Here is a 19,300-nt window from a genome sequence, read left to right as displayed (position 1 = left end):
CCACTTTTATTTATAAACCTCTATTGCTACATCCGGACAAACAGTTGCGCATAAAGCACAGCTTATACATTTTTCTTGGTCATTGCAAATAACTATAAAATACCCCTTTTTATTCGTTTTATTTCCAATAGCTAAAATTTTTTTAGGACAAACATCAATACAGAGACTACAACTCTTGCAATACTCAGTTAATACCTTTATCTTTTCCAAGCTAATCCCTCCTTTATTTATCCTTATATTAACTATACAATGAGGCTTCCTCTTCCCCCCTAATGACCCTTAAGGCACCTAAGGCTAAGGATTGCAATTCTTTCTCCCCAGCAACAACTTCTATAGGAGCTATAAACTTAACACGTTTTATAATATCATTCACAATTCTCTGAGAGTAAGCAATGCCTCCGGTTAAGATGATTCTATCCACCTCTCCCATTAATACCGCCGCCATAGCACCTATTTCCTTTGCAACCTGATATGCTAAGGCATCCAACACAATATTCGCCTCTTCATTGCCTTTTTCAGCCAGAGCCTCTACCTCACGGACATCCATCGTACCGAAGTAAGAATAAAGACCTCCCTTTCTAATCAGTTTTTCTTTTAATTCTTCATAGGTATACTTTCCTGAGAAACATAGCTTCACTAGTTGATCTGCTGGCAGTCCCCCACATCGATCTGGAGAAAAGGGACCTTCAGCCATGGCATTGTTTACATCTATCATCTTTCCTTTTTTATGGGGTGTTACGGAAACCCCTGTTCCTAAATGGGCCACCACAAAGTTTACTTCTTCATATTTTTTATCCATTTCTTTAGCTACCTTACGGGCAACAGCCTTCATATTTAAAGCATGGGATAAGCTGATTCTTCTTAAATCCGACAGCCCAGAAATTCTTGCTACTGGCTCCATTTCATCAACAGAAACAGGATCTACGATAAAGGCTGGAATGTTTAATTGATTAGCTAAATTCCAAGCCATAACAGCCCCTAAGTTTGAAGCATGTTCCCCTTGCTCTGCCCTTTTTAAGTCATCCACCATCTTTTCATTGACTCCATAAGTTCCCCCCAGCAATGGTTTAAGCAATCCCCCACGCCCTACTATTGCAGTTAAGGTGTTAAGTTCAGTACTTTCCTCTTTAAGGGCTTCTAGCACTAAATTTAGGCGATATTCATATTGACCAAATATACTGGAAAACTCTTTTAAATCCTTTACTGAATGCTCTACAATTTTTTTAAATAATAGGGTCTCTTCTTCATATATAGCTATTTTAGTTGAAGTTGCACCAGGATTAATTGCTAATATCCTGTTTTTTGAACATGACATAGAGATACCTCCTTTATAAATTAGTTATTGATAAGGTTTTTATTTATAAGTGAAATTTTATTTAAATAATACTCTATACTAAAATTTTATAATTATTGATGTTCAAGGAATACTCTATTGATTTCAACAAAAATTAGAAATAATAAAATTTATTCCTAATATTAGAATACAGAATATTAACTTCATTGTGAAATATCATAATTGTATATCAGTGATAAGTCAAAGTGATTTATATTGATAATCATAGAGGTACATGTTATTATTTTGGTATATAACTTATTCTGCATAAAAAATGAGGGGGGGATAATTATGGATATCCGACAATTACGCTATTTCATTGCTGTTGCAGAAAACTTAAATTTTACCGAAGCAGCTAAACAGCTATTTGTAGCACAATCCGCTGTAAGTCAACAAATTGCAGATTTGGAGAAAAAAATAGGTGTACAGTTATTCATTCGAAATAAACGTTCAGTAAAACTGACCAATGCTGGAGCTGTACTTTTAAAGGAAGCTATTAGCCTTGTAAACAAGTCTGTAGAAGCAATGGAAAAAACTCGTCAAGCAGAATTAGGTATAATCGGTAATTTAAATCTTGGTTTTCTAGGTTATACCGAAAAGAACTTTTTACCCCATTTAATTAGACAATTCCGTAGAAATTATCCAAAGATAAACTTACATTTAAACCAATTTAATCATGGTATGCTGATAGAATCCTTAAATAATGATGAATTAGACATTGGTTTTACCTTTGCATTTAGTCTAGATAATATTGGAGGCCTAGAAAAAAACAGGATTTTCACTGAAACCCTCTCAATAGTAATGCATTGTGAGCATCCCCTTGCAAATAAAACTAGTATACATGTTGGTGATTTAAGGGATGAACGTTTTATTGCCCTTCATAGAAAAGAATCACCTCAAGGTTTTAATCAAACGCTCATGATTTGTTCAAATAATGGTTTTGCTCCAAACATAGTTAGTGAACCTAAACTTCTTAACACTGTATTATTATTGGTGGACTCAGGTATGGGGATAGCCATTCTACCAAAGAGTCTTAAACTCCATTCAAGTCCTAGTCTTCGTTTTATTGACATCGAAGGTGAAAAGATTGAGTATGAGTTGGTGGTTGCTTGGAAAAAAGCCAATGAAAATCCTTCAATTCCTTTATTTCTTAAGGAACTAGAGTTTGTAAAATCTCAATATTATAAAGATTTTTCAACCATTACATCATAATAGTACTCCTATTATGATGTACATATCCTAAATTTTGGGTTGCTTTTGTTTCTATAGCATGTTATACTTTAAGCAAATTGAATATAGTGTTAAACAAGTTCATTTATGAATTTAAAGGGAAGTTTGGTGCAAATCCAACGCGGTCCCGCCACTGTAATGGGGAGCTGCTTTACATATATGCCACTGGATATTATCTGGGAAGGCGTAAAACAGCAATGATCCTAAGCCAGGATACCTACTTGTATAACTACGCCACATACAAATTCACGGTGTATGGATTTGGGATTAATTGTCATGACTATAACCAACTAAACTTAGTTTGTTATAAGTCATAGCTGTTCAAATAACTTGACAAGTTTTTATCCTAATAACCTATGCCTTTAAGTCTAGGTTTTTTTTTAATTTCACTTTATTTAAGGAATTACATCAAAATCAGAGATATCCTGTATGTGCTCGACATTAATCGTCGCCCCCTTCAGCAAAATAAAAGCAAAATAAGCCATTTGCTCCCCTATTATTTTGCTGGAGATTGATTACTTTACTTCAGGTGCAGAACTGCACCTGAAGTAAAATTTTAATTCTATTAATCTTATGACAGCAGCTTTTTCTTTAATCAGCATCCCGGTTGCTCCAAGTTCAATTCATCCCTTATTAGGTGGATTGCTGGGAATTATTGTAGGGAAGCGTAATACTATTGCTGTCTTTATAGGTCTTTTATTACAGTCTGTTTTTTAAACATGGTGGCTTAACTGCTTTAGGCGCAAACATGCTAAAGCCTCTTAATATTCTATCCTTTGCATTTTAAACACATGTAAAAAAAGCTGTAGACATCCTATACTCTCCATCTAGGTATATAGGATATCTACAGCTTTATTTGTTATGTATTTTAGTAATATTTTTTATTAATATAGAAATTGTTCCATCTGGATTGTTTATGAACTCAACAACATCATTATTATTATAATAGCCAGAAGGTAAATTAATTTCAATGCCACTGTCGGTCTTTAGCCTATGGGTTTTAAGTTTTTTATTTACTACATTTGATGGTTGTAGGTTTACGATATTTTCCTTTAAACCTTCTTTCTTTATCTCATCAATATATTCATTTTGTATTTCATGATTACCTTGAAAGACTTCAGCAGCAATATTACTTATTTGAATTTCATCACATTCCCCCATGCTATCGGCTAAAGCTTCGTGTAATTTTGCTGTTTTCTTAAAATCCTCGTCAAAATATTTTTTGTTCAATTTCTTAGTTACTTTAGTAAGTATTTTAAATTTTTCATCATTAGATAGATCAAATGTACACTTCATAAATAATTTGGATAAATAGAAATCCTTATCTCCATTAATCTCATATTGTTTTTCTAATAATTTTATGTGATAATCTGATAAAGAAATTATTATACACTCATCTAGTTTTTGTGCATAACTGGGCAACGTAGTAGTTTGTTTAATTAACTTATTTACGTTTCCTTCATCAGTGCTCATCACATAATGTATATAGCTTGATTTGTAATTAAATTTCATTATTGCCATATAACTACTATTGTCCTGTTGAAAAACACAAAACACAACATCTCCTGGAGATATATCAGGATTTTTTGTCATGATTTCAAATAGATTGGTGGCTAATTCTGCAGTAATGGAAGTAAACTCCTCAGAATTAGATGCTATTTTTTCACATAGCTTATAAATAGTATTATCTGTATTTTCAAAAATTCCTTCCTTAACTTGCCCACTATTTATTACTTTTGAGATATGATTTTCAAGAAATTTAATTATATCTTCTTCTAATTCTATTTCTTTTGTTGAAATAATAGGGATTTGCACACTATTATCTAGGATATGTAGAATTGCCCTGACTATTACTATAGGAGACTCTTCCTGCATGTCATTACCTCCCTTGACTAAATTAATATTCTTTTTGTATTTTGTTCATAGAATCGATTGATAAAAGTGCTTTTGCTTTAATCATTATAACAATATGATTAGTAGGATAAAGGAACTTGGTTTTATTAAAATGTGTTTTGTGAAAACGAGAAAGAAAATAGGGAAGAAACTTTTAAAAGCCGCCTATAATGCGGCTTTTAAGTTAATCGTTATAATAAAGACTTTCAGAAGGGTATTCAGGGTCAGATGTTAAATCTATTCCAAGTTCTCTAAAAACCTGCTCATCACTTCTACTTAGAATTGTTGTTGCATGAGCTTGGCATCCCTTTAACATTGATAGCTTTTCCATAGCTACTTGGGCTGTTGGATTTGTAGCGGCACATATACTCAGAGCAATCAATATTTCTTCGCAATTTAAAGCTGTGCTTTTACCACCTAATGTTTTAGACTTTAAACTTCTAATGGGTTCAAGTATAACTGGAGAAATGAGATGAATTTCATCGGATATATTAGCAAAATATTTTACAGCATTTAAAATTACAGCCGCTGGTGCATCCATTACATCAGATCTTTTACCAGTGAGTATTTTCCCATCATTAAGTTCTAGGGCTACAGCAGAACAGACTTCGGTTTTATTGCACTCTTCTTTTAATCTAGTTGCACGTTCTCTTGCAGGAACAACAACCTTCCTGTCTTCTTCTTTTAAATTTAGCTCCTCCATTATAAGCTTTACTCTTTCAAAGACTTCTTTATCTACATACCCTTTTTTGTACTCACATTCTGTTTTAAAGTATCTTCTAATAATTTCTTGGTTAGCTGCCTCTTTGACAACCTCATCATCAATTATGCCAAAACCTATTCTATTAACCCCCATATCCGTTGGAGATTTATAAACACACTCTTCCCCTGTTATCTTTTCTATAATCCTTCTAAGTACAGGAAATGTTTCAATATCACGATTATAATTTACAGCTATTTGATTATAGGCATCAAAATGGAATGAATCAATCATATTTACATCTTTAAGATCCACTGTTGCTGCTTCATAGGCTATATTTAAAGGGTGCTTTAAAGGAACATTCCATACAGGAAATGTTTCAAACTTTGAATAACCTGCCACTCTTCCTTGTTTATATTCATGATAAAGCTGACTAAAACAAGTAGCTTGTTTACCGCTTCCTGGTCCTGGGGCCGTCACAACAACTATAGGTTTTGTTGTCTCAATATATGGATTCTTACCATATCCCTCGTCACTTACAATTGTATCTACATCTGTAGGATACCCTTTTGTAGCCTTATGAATATATACTTTGATACCTCTACGCTCAAGTTTATTGATAAAAACTGTTGTAGCAGGTTGTCCCTCATATCTTGTTATCACAACACTATTTACATCAAGATCATATTCCCTTAAATCATCAATTAACCGCAATGTATCCATATCGTAGGTGATACCAAAATCACCCCTTATCTTGTTTCTTTCGATATCTCCTGCATATACACAAATAATAACTTCAACCTTTTCTTTCAATTTACACAACAGTTCAACTTTGGCATTTGCATCAAAGCCAGGTAAAACCCTTTTCGCATGTAGATCAAATAACAGCTTACCGCCAAATTCTAGGTATAACTTTTCAAAATTATTAACTCGTTCTAAAATATACTTTGATTGTTCTTCTAAATACTTCTCATGATCAAACCCTATTTTCATTTTCTATTCCTCGCTTTATAAAAGTAATTAAATAATTATATTATTAAATTTTTTTATACTCAATGTTCATCATAACAGTAACTCTACGACTCTTAATTATCACATAATTTAAGCTTAAAGTAAATAGCATTATCTTCAATTATTCTACCTAGAATTCCATCTTTTTATTATTTCTAGTAGGCTTTCTTTGGCAAATTAATTCCTTAAAAAACAAAACCCCATGACATGGGATTTAAGCCTGTTAAAAGAAATATATTGTTTTATTTTAAAACTTTTATTACCAAAGATATTATCTTCTGTATTCACCTGTATCTAGACTCCCATGTAGCCATTTCTAATCTCCAGCCTTTCCTGAAGGCATCCCATAGCCAATATCATGAAATCTGTAATTCCATCTATAATAATATCTATAGTATATCTTATTGATTTATTCTATTGTATAGCTTGATCAGCATGATCCTTCCCCTTTATCGATGCTATATCCTAAGGCTTGTATTACACCTTCAAGTCGATTGCGAACTGTAGGATATGAAATACCTAATTCCTTTTCAACATCTTTAATATTTCCTCTGCATTTAATAAAAACCTCTATAAATTCAAGCTGCTCCTCAGGAAGCTTACAGAATTTGCAACCAGTGAACTGACCCTCCAGATTGGTCTTGCATGTCATACAACCCATTCTAGTAATATGTAATTCGTCTTGACAGATAGGACATTGACTAGGAGCCTTATAGTTCATTACTTTCACCTCTATTTTACTTTTAATTATATTTTAATAGTTTTAATTATACATCTCATTATTAGTCAGGTCAATATTTTTGTTAATATTATTAATTTAGTTATTAATAATATTAATTTAGAAATTAATATTATTAATAACTAAATGATTGTTATAGTTTTTATTACAATACAATGGTTAAATTTTAAAACAATGAATTTTAAAAAATTAGAAACTAATAGACATATAACTCAAAATATAATATTGATTCTATTATCCTAACATATGTCTAAATTGACATAGAAGTCCTGTAGAGGTGGAAATTAAAGATTCAAAATCTAAACTTCCCATGTTTTTTTGTTTTCATATACCTAAAGTGGTACATACTAAATGTAGGATATATATTTAAAGTAATTTATAAAATCAAATATAGTATGTTGATCTTTATATAATTTGCAAAATCATACTCCTCTATAATGTCAAAAGAAAGGGGTAATCAAATGCCAGGAAAAATAATTTCTATGAATGAAGTTATGAGTGCTATTGCATGTCTTAGAGCAGCCCATAGTTATTTAGATGACTTGCCCTATCATACCCTATTTATTTATGAAACTTTAGGTGTACACGGCTTTGACAGGGCAAATGAATTAGTCATTCAAATTTTAAAGGAATATGAAACTATTAGTTCTAAAATGAAATCCATTGAACACTTAGATATATGTCCTGAATCTAATCACGAAGCTTCCATCATCCTGCATGGTGCTAAAAAAAATATAGATTATTTACTAGATATTTTGAATCAAATAAAAAATGCCGAAAAAGAGTTTTTGAAATAATATAAATGCCACAGGAGTAGGTTCTCTTGTGGTATTTTACCTTTAGTAAAATGAAATCAATGATAGAAAGTTATAATTTATCCAGGGATTAGATATGTTCATAATTTCCTATAGGTTTATTAGTTAAATCCTGCCAATGCATTAGCATATTTCAGGGGCTTCGATGCTATATCATAATACATTTGTCTATCCTTTAAAGCATATATCGGATAGGGATGATAGTGTAACTTGTTGATTTCTAAAATCCAAATTTTTTGATTTTCATCTATTACGACATCTATACCTAGGTCACCATAATGACCTATAGATTGATCTAGGGTCTCACAGGCTGTTTTACATATATTTATGATCTCTTGTTGCTTTAAAAACACCTCTTTTTCATTCATGTCAAAAACTTTCTTAATAGCATCCTTTCCTAGCATGGCAAATCCGTCTAATCCTATGTTGGATGCAACACCTCCAGACCCTCCAAATCTAGCAATCATTGATGTTAATCCCCACCCTTTACTTTCATCTTTTTGTAGTACAACCCTTAAATCAAAGCTGCGGTTTTCAAAGTTTTTGATTTTAATAGCCTGCTGTATTAAATAACTTCCATTTTGTTTTTTTATTTTTTTTATAAATTTATTTACTTCTTCTAGATTGCAAAGTATCTTCTCTTTTTTGCCTCTATCGATAAAGTGGTAACCTTTTTCTGATTTATGGACCTTATAAATACCTCTTGATTTTTGTCCAGATATTCTCTTTAAATAAACTGTACCATATGAGCTAAGGACTTTATCCAATACACCTACATCTGTCAATACCTCTGTATAGGGTAAATGCTGCCTTGTTTGCTTATAGGGGTAAAGACATTCCCATAACTCCCACTTATTGAAAAAGTAAGTGTTGAAGATTTTATCCCCCATATGTTTTATCAAATCATCATACTTTGCACCACTAATCCCAATCCTTCTGTATAGTGAATCGGGATAAGGAAATGTCCCTTCCACCCAATTCACATTGCCATTGGGTTTATAGTAATATCCCTTCATAGTCTGATTTTCTCTATTAATCCCTTCACTACTGGCTATAAATACCAAGCCATTTATATCATTATAATAGGTTAGATAGGGCTTATATTTATCTAAAAACTCTAGTGTTAATATCCTATGCTTACTTACTATAAGGAGTCCAATAATAGGACCTATATATATATTTCTACCTTCAAATCGTACTTTATAAGCAAGGTCTGTGGGTAATATGAAATTTTTCGTGAGTTTTTCCGATAACCCAATGGTATCACTTGGGAAATTTTCTATATACTCTACCGTGACTTCTTTTTTCCAACAGCCTAAGTGTAATACTATATTCTTATAAATAATCTCCTTGCTTTCTAACGACTGCTTTGATAAAAAAATTCTATCATTTTTATTGCTTTCTATATATTGAATATACATCATACCCTCCCCTTTAAAATCCAGCAAGTCTTTTAGCATATAGCATATTAGCCCGTTTTATCCCATAAAACATTTGTCTATCCTTTGCATCTAAAGCAATGGTATGATTAGGATCCTTATTATTCACTTCTATAATCCATATATTACCCTTTTCATCTATTCCCATATCAATTCCTAGGTTGCCACAATTTATTCCACAGGCATCAATTGCCTCCCCCACCCTAGTGGCTATAGTGGATATTTCTTTTCTTAATTGATAAGCCCTATCCTCCGAAAGCTTTAAAGTATTTTTTAAAAATACTTCTCCTAATTCAGCACTGCCCCCACCAGATATATTGCTTATGATACTTCCCTCTACACCATATCTTGCGATCATACCATAATCTTCCCATATCCCTTTATTGTTTTTTATAATCAAAAGTCGAAAATCATTTTTCCGTCCATTGGTGTGAACAAGGTCTATTCCTCTTTGGACTATAAACTTTCCTTTTCTCAAAAAGGATTCTATATAATCCCACATATTATTTTCCTGTGTAAATTGCTTTTTGTTGGTTTGCCCATCCTTTATATAACCAACAATAAATTCTTCGTTGTCTTTAACTACTTCTATAATCCCAATACCTTGGCTTCCATCAATAGGTTTAATATAAACTTTATTATACAACTTAAGATATATCTTTAAATCCCCTTTGTTATTATATATCCTACTGTCTGGTAAGTATGGTTTTATTTCTGCAAAATTACTTAACCAATCATAGGTCTCCCATTTATTGAGGATATATTCATTAAAAATGGCATCTCCAATAACCCTATGGATATGGTTTCTCATGGTTTTTCCCATTCCTGTCCTCTTAAAAACTGCTGCCGGGTAAGGATAAATCCCTTTTTCCCATTTTTGGGTTTGAGGGTTAAAGATATACCCCCTTATCTTATCACATTTCATTTGTATACCCTCTACCGAAAAAGCTAATATAACCCCACCAATTGCTTCATAATCATATAAATAATTACTATAAACATTTATATTTTTATCTAATGTCTCTTCCTTCTTATGAACTAAAATACCGATATAGGGTCCTATAACTATTTCATAAGGCTTTATTTTGATTTCGTAGCTTGCAAACAACGGAATCTTTAGATTTTCGATGATTTGATTATCTAAACTGACTTCCCCAGGAGCTGCTTCCATAGATAAAATAATTTTAACTTCTACACAGTTAACGCCGAATCGTAAATATGTTAACTTTCTATATTCTATTCCTAATTTTTTAGCTGTAGTTGGATGGATTAATAGGCATTGTTGATGTCTTAAATTTGGAATGATTCTATATTTTGTTGTCATCTTTCCTCCCTCCTATTTTTAAAACCTGCAAGTAAAACAGCGTATCTAACAGTGGTATAGCATATCTCATAGTATGTTTCATAATCGATTAATTTAAATCCCTTAAAGGCTGGCCTAAAGTTCCCCTCAATAAACCAATAGCCACCATGGACATCCATAGCTAAGTCTAAGCCATACTCAGCAAACAGCCCGTTATTTCCATCCATTATATTACAAAATTCCTTGCTTATGGCTATGATATCCTTTTCCACCTGTTCCGGATTAAGTTTTCCTCTATAGGCTCTATTAACGGTATCTTCAATGGTTAAGGCCTTTCCTCCTCTGGAAATATTTGTAAGTTGGTTTCCATCACCAGCAACTCTACATTCAATACCACTACATTGCCATTTTGCTTCTGCATCTTTCTGCATCATAATCCGGATATCAAAAACATTTCCATCTATATTCCCTAACTCTAGATAGGGTTGAATAAGATAATCCCTCATTACAAACTTATTATTTATTAAAAATTTAAGGATTTCAGTATCCTTTATCCTATAAACCTTTTTCTTTTGTTCGTCTCTGTAATCATATATTTTGAATAAATCTTTATCTATTGCTTCAATAATACAAATCCCCCTACCCCTTGATAATCCGTTGGGCTTTAAAATAATCTTTTGATTTTTTTTGATGAAATTATAAAATATTTGAATTGATTTTAGTTTTTCAGTAGGAGGAAGATACTTAGCAAAAGATATGTTCATTTTTAATTTTTCATATACTTGAAATTTATCTAGCTTAAAGGTATTAAACATCTTTCCTTTTGTCATTTTTTTTAATTTCTCTATATCTTTGTCTTCCCTATGCAAGGTCCTTCTGAATATCACTGATGGAAATGGTAATTTGCTATATTTCCATCGTTTTTCTTTAAATTCATAATAAAGACCATAAAGATATCCCTTATTCCAGTTAATTCCTGAGGTTTTAAATGCAATAAATAATCCTCCTACTTCTTCATAAATTCTCATGGCATCCTTTAAATCCTGTAAAAATCGATTGTGATAGTAATAATGCTGTTCCCCCATCATAAAGCCAATTACTGGACCTATATGGATACCATCTTCTTTGATTAACAATTGATAGGTTAGTGTATCCAAAATCATTAACGCATCTAATATTGTTTTATCACATTTTATTATGAAGGGATTATTAAACTCCCCTGTATTTTTCAATTCATTGTCGAATATACAATTTACCTTTAGCTTTTTAAGTCCATAATGTATATCTATCTCATCCTTAGTTTTTTCAGCTATTTTAATCGGTAAATAAATTATTTTTGTTTCTTTATCTATTCTACTGAACTTAATCCATTTATTCACCATCATAAATCACCTTACTATTCCTTAGATGAATTAAATAGTCTATAGCATTTTTAAAGTATCTCCCCCAAGAACTTTTGTTTTCTAATTTCAACATAAAATCTTTATCTTCCCATCCCCCAAAGTAAATGAGATGATTATGGCCTTCTTCAGTAATAATAAAATCTAGAATACAGCTACCAATATTGTTTAAATAAAATTCTAAATAGGAGGATATATTTAAAGCATCTTCCTTTAAATTATTTTCTACTTCTTTTGATTTTTGGGGGATAAGCATAGATAAGACTTCATCTAATTGATAAGAAACGTCTTGATAAATAGAATCTTCATAAAACCATTGACATTTTGCAAGCATTTCTGTAACTTCCCAATTGCCATTCTTATTTTTTTGAACATAAACTCTTGTTTCTAGAGGTGTGTTCTTAATCTTTATAGCTTTAGGAGCTTTCATGATAAAATATTTTTTGTTTTGAATTACTTTTAAAACATACTCATATAGGTTCTTGGCTATAAAAATTTTTTTATTAGCTCCAATAACTACACTGTAGCCATGTTGTTTTTTCTGTATTATAATTGTTTTCCTTCTATCAATCATTTTTTCTGGGAATAGATATATGGAATTATACTTCTCTAAATAATTATATAAATTAGGTTGACTAAACATTGTATAAGGCAACAATACCGATGTCTCTTTATATAAGGCTGAAATTATGTCAAAAATAATGTACTGATTAAATCTATTAATGGGATTAATTACATTAATATTTTTTCCCCTTCTTAATTGTTTCATCTTTTTAATATTGCTGGATTTTGTATAATAACCCATATTGTATATCAGTGGAGGGATCTTTGAAATTGTATCTTTTATATCTTTGCTAGAGATAAAAATCCCTTTTACCAAATGATTTTCTATATCAATGTCGCTTAGTCTAAAACAGATAATATTGACTTTATATTCTTCAGCTATGGTTTTAAAAATCTGTAGGATTTTAAACAAGGATTTTTTTTCCTTTACCCCATATAAAACCCCTAGTTCCACACTAGTTTCTTCTATATACTGCCGTTTAATATTTAAAATATTTTTATGAATTTCCCTTCTGGCAACTCTAACTTCATTATTAAATCTTTCTATCATCTCTAATTTTTCTTTAAAAAGACTGGTAATGTTTCTATCTAAAGAAATTTCTTTTAACAGTTCTTCTTCATATAATAAAGAAGTATTTATCTGTGTACTATTGTCTTTTAAACGTTCAAGCTTATTAAAAACGTTATCTTCCATGTCCCTTTACCTCCTTTATGCATCTATGATGCTATACTAATGCTGATAATTTTGCTTTTGTTATATTAATAGCAAATTTTTTACTTTAAACTTCTTTGACTTTAGTGGTAATATATTTTATGTTTTTATCATTACATGGTGCACATTAAAGATTGTATTGTAATATATGTATCCCTATAAAATTCAACCTTTAGGTAAAGTTATGGGTTTATTAGAAAATTGTCCACTAGATTAAATTTTTCAACCACAATAAAGGTGCTCTACAATTGATTTAGAGCACCTTTATTGTGCCAAGATAACTACAGAATTTCCAGCGGCTACTAATTCTGTCTCTTGATATCAATATAATAAATGTAATGCATTAAATTTAAAGTATTCCCTTATTATATATCTAACTATTATAGGTGAAAAATAAAAAACCATCTATCCAATAGATGACTACTCAATTATAATTTGTGGATATCAAAGGAATGAAACCACTATGGGTACCTCTCTATCTTGTTTATCTTATCAATAGTTACTGTTAGCTTTTTGCCTTTTCTTTTAAAATACTTTACTTCCTTTTGAATTCAAATCTGTTTTGCAAATTTTATATATATCAATACTTTTATGTTGTTCTACAGTCTAATTGCAGATAATTAAAAAACCCCTTAAATAGGATAACTATTTAAGGGGTAAAATATTTATTAATTAAATAATAGTAATATTTTCTGCTTGAGGTCCTTTTGGTCCTTGAACAACATCAAAAGAAACTTTTTGACCTTCATCAAGTGTTTTATAACCACCTGAATTAATTTGAGAAAAATGTGCAAAAACATCTTTTCCATCTTCTCCTGTAATAAATCCAAATCCTTTTTCTGCATTAAACCATTTTACTGTACCAGTCATATAATTTATACCTCCGAAATTTTATTCTTAAATTCATTGTAATAATTCACTAATAAAATTTCGACATGAGGATACTTATACTTATCAAGCACTAATGGAAATATATTGATGTGACATTATTTACTATTAATTTAAGTTCTTATTAAGTATAACATAGTTTATTATATAAAGCAAATTATTTTTTATATTAAAATTAAATTTAGTGACTTTGGTGATTTTCTATATCTTCAGGGAGATAAGCATGATCTGGTGGTCTATAGGTCTGACCTGTATTTAGAAATTTTTACCAAAATGCTCGTTTTGCTGTAACATTGATATTAGCATCCTTGTCTATAATAACAGGGCTTTTTCCTCCAAATCAGCTGGTATAATAGGTAATATTAACGGATTTGATTTTAATGTGATTTATTTTATGTTTTTATCATTATATGATGCCATTAAAGATTGATTTCAAATATATGTGTTTATCTAAAGTGCAATCCTTTAATAAAGTTGTCCATCTATTAGAAGGTTGTATTTTTTAGGTCTTATAATAAAAATAAAGTCCTTAATCCTGATGGATTCTGGTGTTCTAGACATTATGAATTTCACTCCTTGCATATTTTTTGTAGAAGTTTACGATAAGATGGATTCATCTTATCAAGAGACATTTTGAATAATGCAATAGTATTTTTATTTAAAAGATAGGAAAGAATTTTCTCTACCTCCTCTGCTGAATATGCAAATAATACATTTGAAATATCCATACCTTTCTCTAGGGCTACTTGCCCCATTAATTCTGCTTCCTTCTCCACTGTTATTAAAATATCTATTCCTGACATAGCGAGATATTCTCCCATTTTCACATACTCTGCTTCTTCCTGCTTTCCCAGTCTTTGTAATTTACCAAGGATAGCAATGGTTCTTTTACCATTGGCTATTTCCTTTAATACTTTTAATGCTGCATAGGCTGAGGTAGGGTTTGAATTCCAAGTATCATCAATGATGGTCGCCTCATGTAATCCTGTATAAATGGTATTATGACGTTCCAAATGCTTAAAGCTTCTTAACCTATTAAGAATTACCTGGATTTCTATTCCCAAAGAATGGGCAGCTGCAATGGCTGCTAGTGCATTATATACATTGTGGTATCCAAGACCTGATATGAACGCAGAATAGGTATCATCTTCACAATGAAGCTGGAATTCCAATCCCCTATCGCAATACTGAATGTTACATGCCCGGTAGTGACATGCCGCTCCTTGACCAAAGTAGATAACATCTCCTTGAAAAGAAGATAAATCAATTAGTTTAATATTATCATCATCGGCATTTAATATTAATTTACCCCCGTAGGATAAAGCTTGTAGCATTTCTGCTTTTGCTTGAAGATAAGCTTCAAATGTCTTACAGCCTTCTAGATGGGCAATGCCTATATTTGTAATAATACCTATTTGGGGTTTAAAAATCTTTCCTGTGTTTCTAAGGTTTCCAGGATAAGAAACACCCATTTCTATAACAGCTGCTTCTGTTTCATCATCAATTCCTAATAAATATTGATCATTTAATGCCACTGCATTCAAGCTTCTTTTAGTGGATTGAACCTTTCTATCGATGGACAAAATGTGGGTTAGCATTTCTTTGGTTGTTGTCTTGCCAGCAGTTCCTGTTATCCCCACTACAGGAATGTTAAACAGACTTCGATAATAATCAAGAAATTTCTCATAGGACTCTTTAATGTTCTCTACTTTAACCAACATTCCAGTATTACCTAGTTCTTCATCATCAAAGGTTTGTTCTGAAACTATTACAATAGATTGTTTATTTAGATTAAATTCAGAAGTGATTGGATGCCTTTTATGAAAGTGAAAATATAGGGTGCCTTTTTTAAAAACTTTGGGTCTTTTTTTAACACTCTTTATTATAAACTTCTCATCCCCAAATATCAGCTCTCCTTCGATTGCTTTGAGTATATCTCCTAACACTAATGTCTTCATATAACTCACCCCCTATCCATTAAAAACTTGCCATATCCAATAGGAGTGGCATAGGTGTTTTTCCAGATATCATGCATATTTGCATTTCTAAAGCTATACCTCAAATCCCTTCCATTACATTCAATAAACTTTGGAATACCTTCTGTTGTAATTCCTAAATCCAAGCCAATATCTGCTAACCCAGAAAAATGCTCTTCTAATATTTTAGAAATTTTTAAGGAAACCTGTTCAATTCTAGCTGTCACTTTTTTTTCGTCTAATAGTGTATGATGTAATAATTCACCTAGTTGGTATACCGTTCCTCCCTTTGCGACATTTGTTATAAAACTCTCATCCTTAGCAACTTTCCCTACAACACCAGTCATCTGCCACTCTCCTAAATGATTTTTTTGACATGATACCCTCATATCAAAGGGATTCCCTTTATAGAGGACTAGTGGAATATATTCTTGCACAATATAATTACCAGAAGAAATACGTTTTTTTAACATTTCAGGTAAATCTTTTGTAAAGGGTATCCTTAACCAATTCTTTTCCCTATGGCTAAAAATTGTTAATAGTTTTTTATGATCATAATCCTCTATTTTCATTAAGCCGTTCCCCAAACTCCCACTATCCGGCTTTAAAATTAATTTTGAATATTTATTTTCCATTAAACGAATGTTATCCTTCGTAGCTTTTCGAGTTTCGGGCAGATTTTCTGTTAGTTCATCATACTTGGTCAATGTATGATATATCTCCAGTTTTCTATAGCGATTCCATTGATTAAATAGGATAAATCCTTTTTTGACTAATGATTGAAGGTGACTTTGATGTTTTTTTGAAAAATAAAGTCCGCGGTTGTGAATCACTCTTGGTATAGGTATATTTTTTTTCTTATAACTTCCCAAATCGTCTCTTACATAAGCTTTTATTTCATTCATGTCAGGTGTAATATCTTTTAATGTAAAAAAACATGGTATCAATCCATACAACTTTGCTGCGTCTTCATAAAATGAAAGGTTTTCATAGCCTGTTTTTCCATAGGGTATTCCCCTATATACAATATTATCTAATAATATCCCTATATACTTCATACTATAGTCCCTCCCCATTGTTTTCATCTTCCCCGCTAGTATAATATGAACATAAGTAATAGGTGGTGAATATAATTTTACAGAGAATATAATATTGCTCATGAAATATAGGGCTAAATATATTGACAAGGTGGTTATTATCTACATGTTAAATAAATGGAACTTAATTTCATGTATCTCTACAAGTAGAAAAGTTGGAAAGGTGTGGGTCGTTTCAAATGAAAATAACCAATCAATCGTTGGTTATTTTAAACACCCTACCCAAACTAGCATTGGCTTTAGCGGGCCCTTAGTAGCAAATGAATATTTATCTTATCTATTAGGTAAAGAGCTTTCTCTACCGATGGCAGAAACCATACTAGCAGAGATTAATACTATACAGGGCATTATCTCATTAAAAAAAACACAAAATAAAAAGCTCTATAATTGGAACAAAATAAAAAATGAATCAAATCCTTTTGCTCATATTCTTCATAGTAAAGAACTTATTAAAATGTTTGTATTTGATGTTTGGATTGTAAATATCGATAGAAATAATCGCAATATTATCTTATATAAAACCGATGATAAAGATCTGTATGATTATTATCTTATTGATCATGGTCTCAGTTTGCTGGGAGCTTTTACATGGAAGGGTAAAGATTGGAATAATCAATACTGGGATGATGTATATAAATATAACAGGCGATATTTAAAGGGGCTTCCAGTATTTATAGTTAATCACCAAGATATACTTTATAGCTATGTACAAGAAGTGCAAGCTTTACATGATAACAGGGTTGAGGAAATTATCGAAGATCTACCCTTCCACTTATTAACTGCTTCTCATAGGGATATTTTAAAAAAATTCTTAATTGAAAGAAAAAAACACCTTCATAGAATTATAGAAAACTGGTTAAAGAATTATCAACAGCACCTTTCCAATTTTACAACATAAGTTTTAATTTATAATGATGGGAGAGTGTAATGATGAATAAATTATCAAACAAATTATTCATGTTTTCTATCCTGAAGGAAGATAAAGCTATTATAAAATATCTTCCTATAACAGAACCCTATTCAAGAAAGAACTGCTTGAAATTTCTAAAAAAACATGGTGTTGCTATACTAAAACCAGAAAAGGGCTCAAGTGGCAGGGGTATAATAAAGGTAAGCTTAAAGGATAAATACTATACTATCGCTACAAAGTCAAAAACCATTACCCTAGACAGGAATGAAGATCTCTTGCCCTATTTAGAAAAACAAATGAATAATAAACCCTATATTATTCAACAGTATATCGATCGGGTAAAAATTAATGACCGCTTCTTTGACATAAGAGTCCTGCTTCAGAAAAAAAATAACTCTAATTGGAAGTTAACAGGATGGTTTGGTCAACTCAGTAGTAAAGCATCTTTCTTGAGTAATATATCAGCTGGCGGTTCAATTGTCCCTTTTGATGAAAGTCTTAAAAATCAATTAAAAGAACTCACGTCAAAGGAGATTATAATAGAATTACAGAGGGTTGCTTTATCAATTGTAGAACATTTGGGTAAACAGTTTCCTAAGAAGCATTTATGGGGATTTGATTTAGGAATCAATAATAAAGGACAAATATTATTAATAGAAGTTAGCACTAAACCAAACCTATCAAAGTTTAAGAACAAAAAATTAGATGCTGAAATGTTTAAGAATATTAATTCTTATCTATAACGATAAATTTTCCTAATAGTACCCATATCATTTATGCTAAGGTTCAACACTCATAATTCTGATTTTATCAATGTGAAAACCACGATATTTCTATCGTGGTTATAATTTGTTTTTTCTTGCTTGTAGATTTATATTTTCTTGACTCTTAATTAGGTGTATAAAGCAATTCTGGGACAGAGAGCCTGTCCCTGTTTTTTTAACTCTATAAGCTATTTTTTAAAAATGCTCTCCATTTTCATAATAATTATTTTTTTCAAAGTATATAAAAGCAATATCCAAATTTTTTATTCCGATTTGTTGAACAAAGTCATATATAGTCTTTGCAACTTGATCTTGTATTTCTTGCCCTCTGTCAAACCACGCTACTTCAATGAAAGGATACACTTCATCTATTTTGCCATTTCTTATGGCAACAGATTGAATATATTCAATTTCAAAATAGTCTCTAGGACAACCGACAATTTCTGTTAATTTATCTACCATAGGAAGATCAATTTTGCATAACTCTTCAGGAGCTATTCCTCTAACTTTAATCTGTGGCATTTTT

General features: G+C 31.2%; 18 protein-coding genes and 1 riboswitch. Of the genes, 5 read left to right on the top strand and 13 right to left on the bottom strand.

The genetic code is table 11. The annotated features are described in order from the left end of the window. Positions 1 to 6 precede the first annotated feature (6 nt). Positions 7 to 210: a 4Fe-4S dicluster domain-containing protein gene (locus tag BLS22_RS09235; protein ID WP_176762121.1), complete on the bottom strand. Its 204-nt coding sequence runs from the start codon at positions 208 to 210 to the stop codon at positions 7 to 9. A 28-nt stretch (positions 211 to 238) separates the two neighbouring features. Then, entirely contained in the window at positions 239 to 1,315 is a 1,077-nt protein-coding gene (gene buk, locus BLS22_RS09230) for a butyrate kinase (protein WP_090553456.1), read from the bottom strand. 309 nt (positions 1,316 to 1,624) lie between these two features. On the opposite strand from buk, the gene BLS22_RS09225 reads away from it, so the two are divergent. Further along, the gene (locus BLS22_RS09225) at positions 1,625 to 2,545 is read left to right on the top strand and encodes a LysR family transcriptional regulator (protein ID WP_090553455.1); all 921 of its coding nucleotides are present in this window, start codon (positions 1,625 to 1,627) and stop codon (positions 2,543 to 2,545) included. A gap of 78 nt (positions 2,546 to 2,623) precedes the next feature. After that, positions 2,624 to 2,802, top strand: a riboswitch (cobalamin riboswitch). A 334-nt stretch (positions 2,803 to 3,136) separates the two neighbouring features. Beyond that, positions 3,137 to 3,280: an energy-coupling factor ABC transporter permease gene (locus BLS22_RS15630; protein ID WP_244269516.1), complete on the top strand. Its 144-nt coding sequence runs from the start codon at positions 3,137 to 3,139 to the stop codon at positions 3,278 to 3,280. A gap of 135 nt (positions 3,281 to 3,415) precedes the next feature. On the opposite strand, the gene BLS22_RS09215 is transcribed toward BLS22_RS15630, so the two are convergent. From BLS22_RS09215 to BLS22_RS09205, 3 genes are all read right to left on the bottom strand, one after another. After that, the gene (locus tag BLS22_RS09215) at positions 3,416 to 4,438 is read right to left on the bottom strand and encodes a nucleoid-associated protein (protein ID WP_090553454.1); all 1,023 of its coding nucleotides are present in this window, start codon (positions 4,436 to 4,438) and stop codon (positions 3,416 to 3,418) included. A 202-nt stretch (positions 4,439 to 4,640) separates the two neighbouring features. Then, entirely contained in the window at positions 4,641 to 6,149 is a 1,509-nt protein-coding gene (locus BLS22_RS09210) for a DUF1846 domain-containing protein (RefSeq protein WP_090553453.1), read from the bottom strand. A gap of 448 nt (positions 6,150 to 6,597) precedes the next feature. Next, positions 6,598 to 6,888 (bottom strand): DUF2089 domain-containing protein, encoded by a 291-nt coding sequence (locus BLS22_RS09205; RefSeq protein WP_090553452.1) that lies wholly within the window; start codon positions 6,886 to 6,888, stop codon positions 6,598 to 6,600. A gap of 479 nt (positions 6,889 to 7,367) precedes the next feature. Between BLS22_RS09205 and BLS22_RS09200 the strand changes: the two genes are divergently transcribed. Further along, entirely contained in the window at positions 7,368 to 7,703 is a 336-nt protein-coding gene (locus BLS22_RS09200) for a hypothetical protein (protein ID WP_090553451.1), read from the top strand. Positions 7,704 to 7,822: 119 nt separating this feature from the next. Here BLS22_RS09200 and BLS22_RS09195 read toward each other — a convergent pair whose 3' ends face one another. From BLS22_RS09195 to BLS22_RS09165, 7 genes are all read right to left on the bottom strand, one after another. Continuing rightward, entirely contained in the window at positions 7,823 to 9,145 is a 1,323-nt protein-coding gene (locus tag BLS22_RS09195; protein ID WP_176762120.1) for a YheC/YheD family endospore coat-associated protein, read from the bottom strand. Positions 9,146 to 9,155: 10 nt separating this feature from the next. Next, on the bottom strand, positions 9,156 to 10,484 hold the full coding sequence (locus BLS22_RS09190) for a YheC/YheD family endospore coat-associated protein (RefSeq protein ID WP_090553449.1): 1,329 nt from the start codon (positions 10,482 to 10,484) through the stop codon (positions 9,156 to 9,158). Further along, entirely contained in the window at positions 10,481 to 11,845 is a 1,365-nt protein-coding gene (locus BLS22_RS09185) for a YheC/YheD family endospore coat-associated protein (RefSeq protein WP_176762119.1), read from the bottom strand. The genes BLS22_RS09190 and BLS22_RS09185 overlap by 4 nt, the downstream gene beginning before the upstream one ends. After that, the gene (locus tag BLS22_RS09180; protein WP_090553447.1) at positions 11,835 to 13,121 is read right to left on the bottom strand and encodes a YheC/YheD family protein; all 1,287 of its coding nucleotides are present in this window, start codon (positions 13,119 to 13,121) and stop codon (positions 11,835 to 11,837) included. Before BLS22_RS09180 ends, BLS22_RS09185 begins: the two co-directional genes overlap by 11 nt. Before the next feature lie 690 nt (positions 13,122 to 13,811). Beyond that, the gene (locus BLS22_RS09175) at positions 13,812 to 14,009 is read right to left on the bottom strand and encodes a cold-shock protein (RefSeq protein WP_090553446.1); all 198 of its coding nucleotides are present in this window, start codon (positions 14,007 to 14,009) and stop codon (positions 13,812 to 13,814) included. Positions 14,010 to 14,596: 587 nt separating this feature from the next. Then, the gene (locus BLS22_RS09170) at positions 14,597 to 15,985 is read right to left on the bottom strand and encodes a Mur ligase family protein (RefSeq protein WP_090553445.1); all 1,389 of its coding nucleotides are present in this window, start codon (positions 15,983 to 15,985) and stop codon (positions 14,597 to 14,599) included. A gap of 5 nt (positions 15,986 to 15,990) precedes the next feature. Beyond that, positions 15,991 to 17,061, bottom strand: coding sequence for a YheC/YheD family endospore coat-associated protein (locus BLS22_RS09165; protein ID WP_176762118.1), 1,071 nt, complete (start codon positions 17,059 to 17,061; stop codon positions 15,991 to 15,993). 145 nt (positions 17,062 to 17,206) lie between these two features. On the opposite strand from BLS22_RS09165, the gene BLS22_RS09160 reads away from it, so the two are divergent. Both BLS22_RS09160 and BLS22_RS09155 read left to right on the top strand, forming a co-directional pair. Beyond that, positions 17,207 to 17,998, top strand: coding sequence for a HipA domain-containing protein (locus BLS22_RS09160; RefSeq protein ID WP_176762117.1), 792 nt, complete (start codon positions 17,207 to 17,209; stop codon positions 17,996 to 17,998). 32 nt (positions 17,999 to 18,030) lie between these two features. Further along, complete coding sequence (locus BLS22_RS09155; RefSeq protein WP_176762116.1) at positions 18,031 to 18,753, top strand: YheC/YheD family protein; 723 nt, start codon at positions 18,031 to 18,033, stop codon at positions 18,751 to 18,753. A gap of 216 nt (positions 18,754 to 18,969) precedes the next feature. Here the strand turns inward: BLS22_RS09155 and BLS22_RS09150 are convergent, their stop codons facing one another. Then, positions 18,970 to 19,296: a DUF1904 domain-containing protein gene (locus BLS22_RS09150; RefSeq protein WP_090553441.1), complete on the bottom strand. Its 327-nt coding sequence runs from the start codon at positions 19,294 to 19,296 to the stop codon at positions 18,970 to 18,972. Between the last annotated feature and the right edge of the window lie 4 nt (positions 19,297 to 19,300).

It is taken from the genome of Natronincola ferrireducens (genome assembly GCF_900100845.1).
GTDB classification, from domain to species: domain Bacteria; phylum Bacillota; class Clostridia; order Peptostreptococcales; family Natronincolaceae; genus Natronincola_B; species Natronincola_B ferrireducens.
The sequence above is the reverse complement of the archived record's forward strand: the minus strand, read 5'-3'. Positions and strand labels throughout refer to the sequence as shown.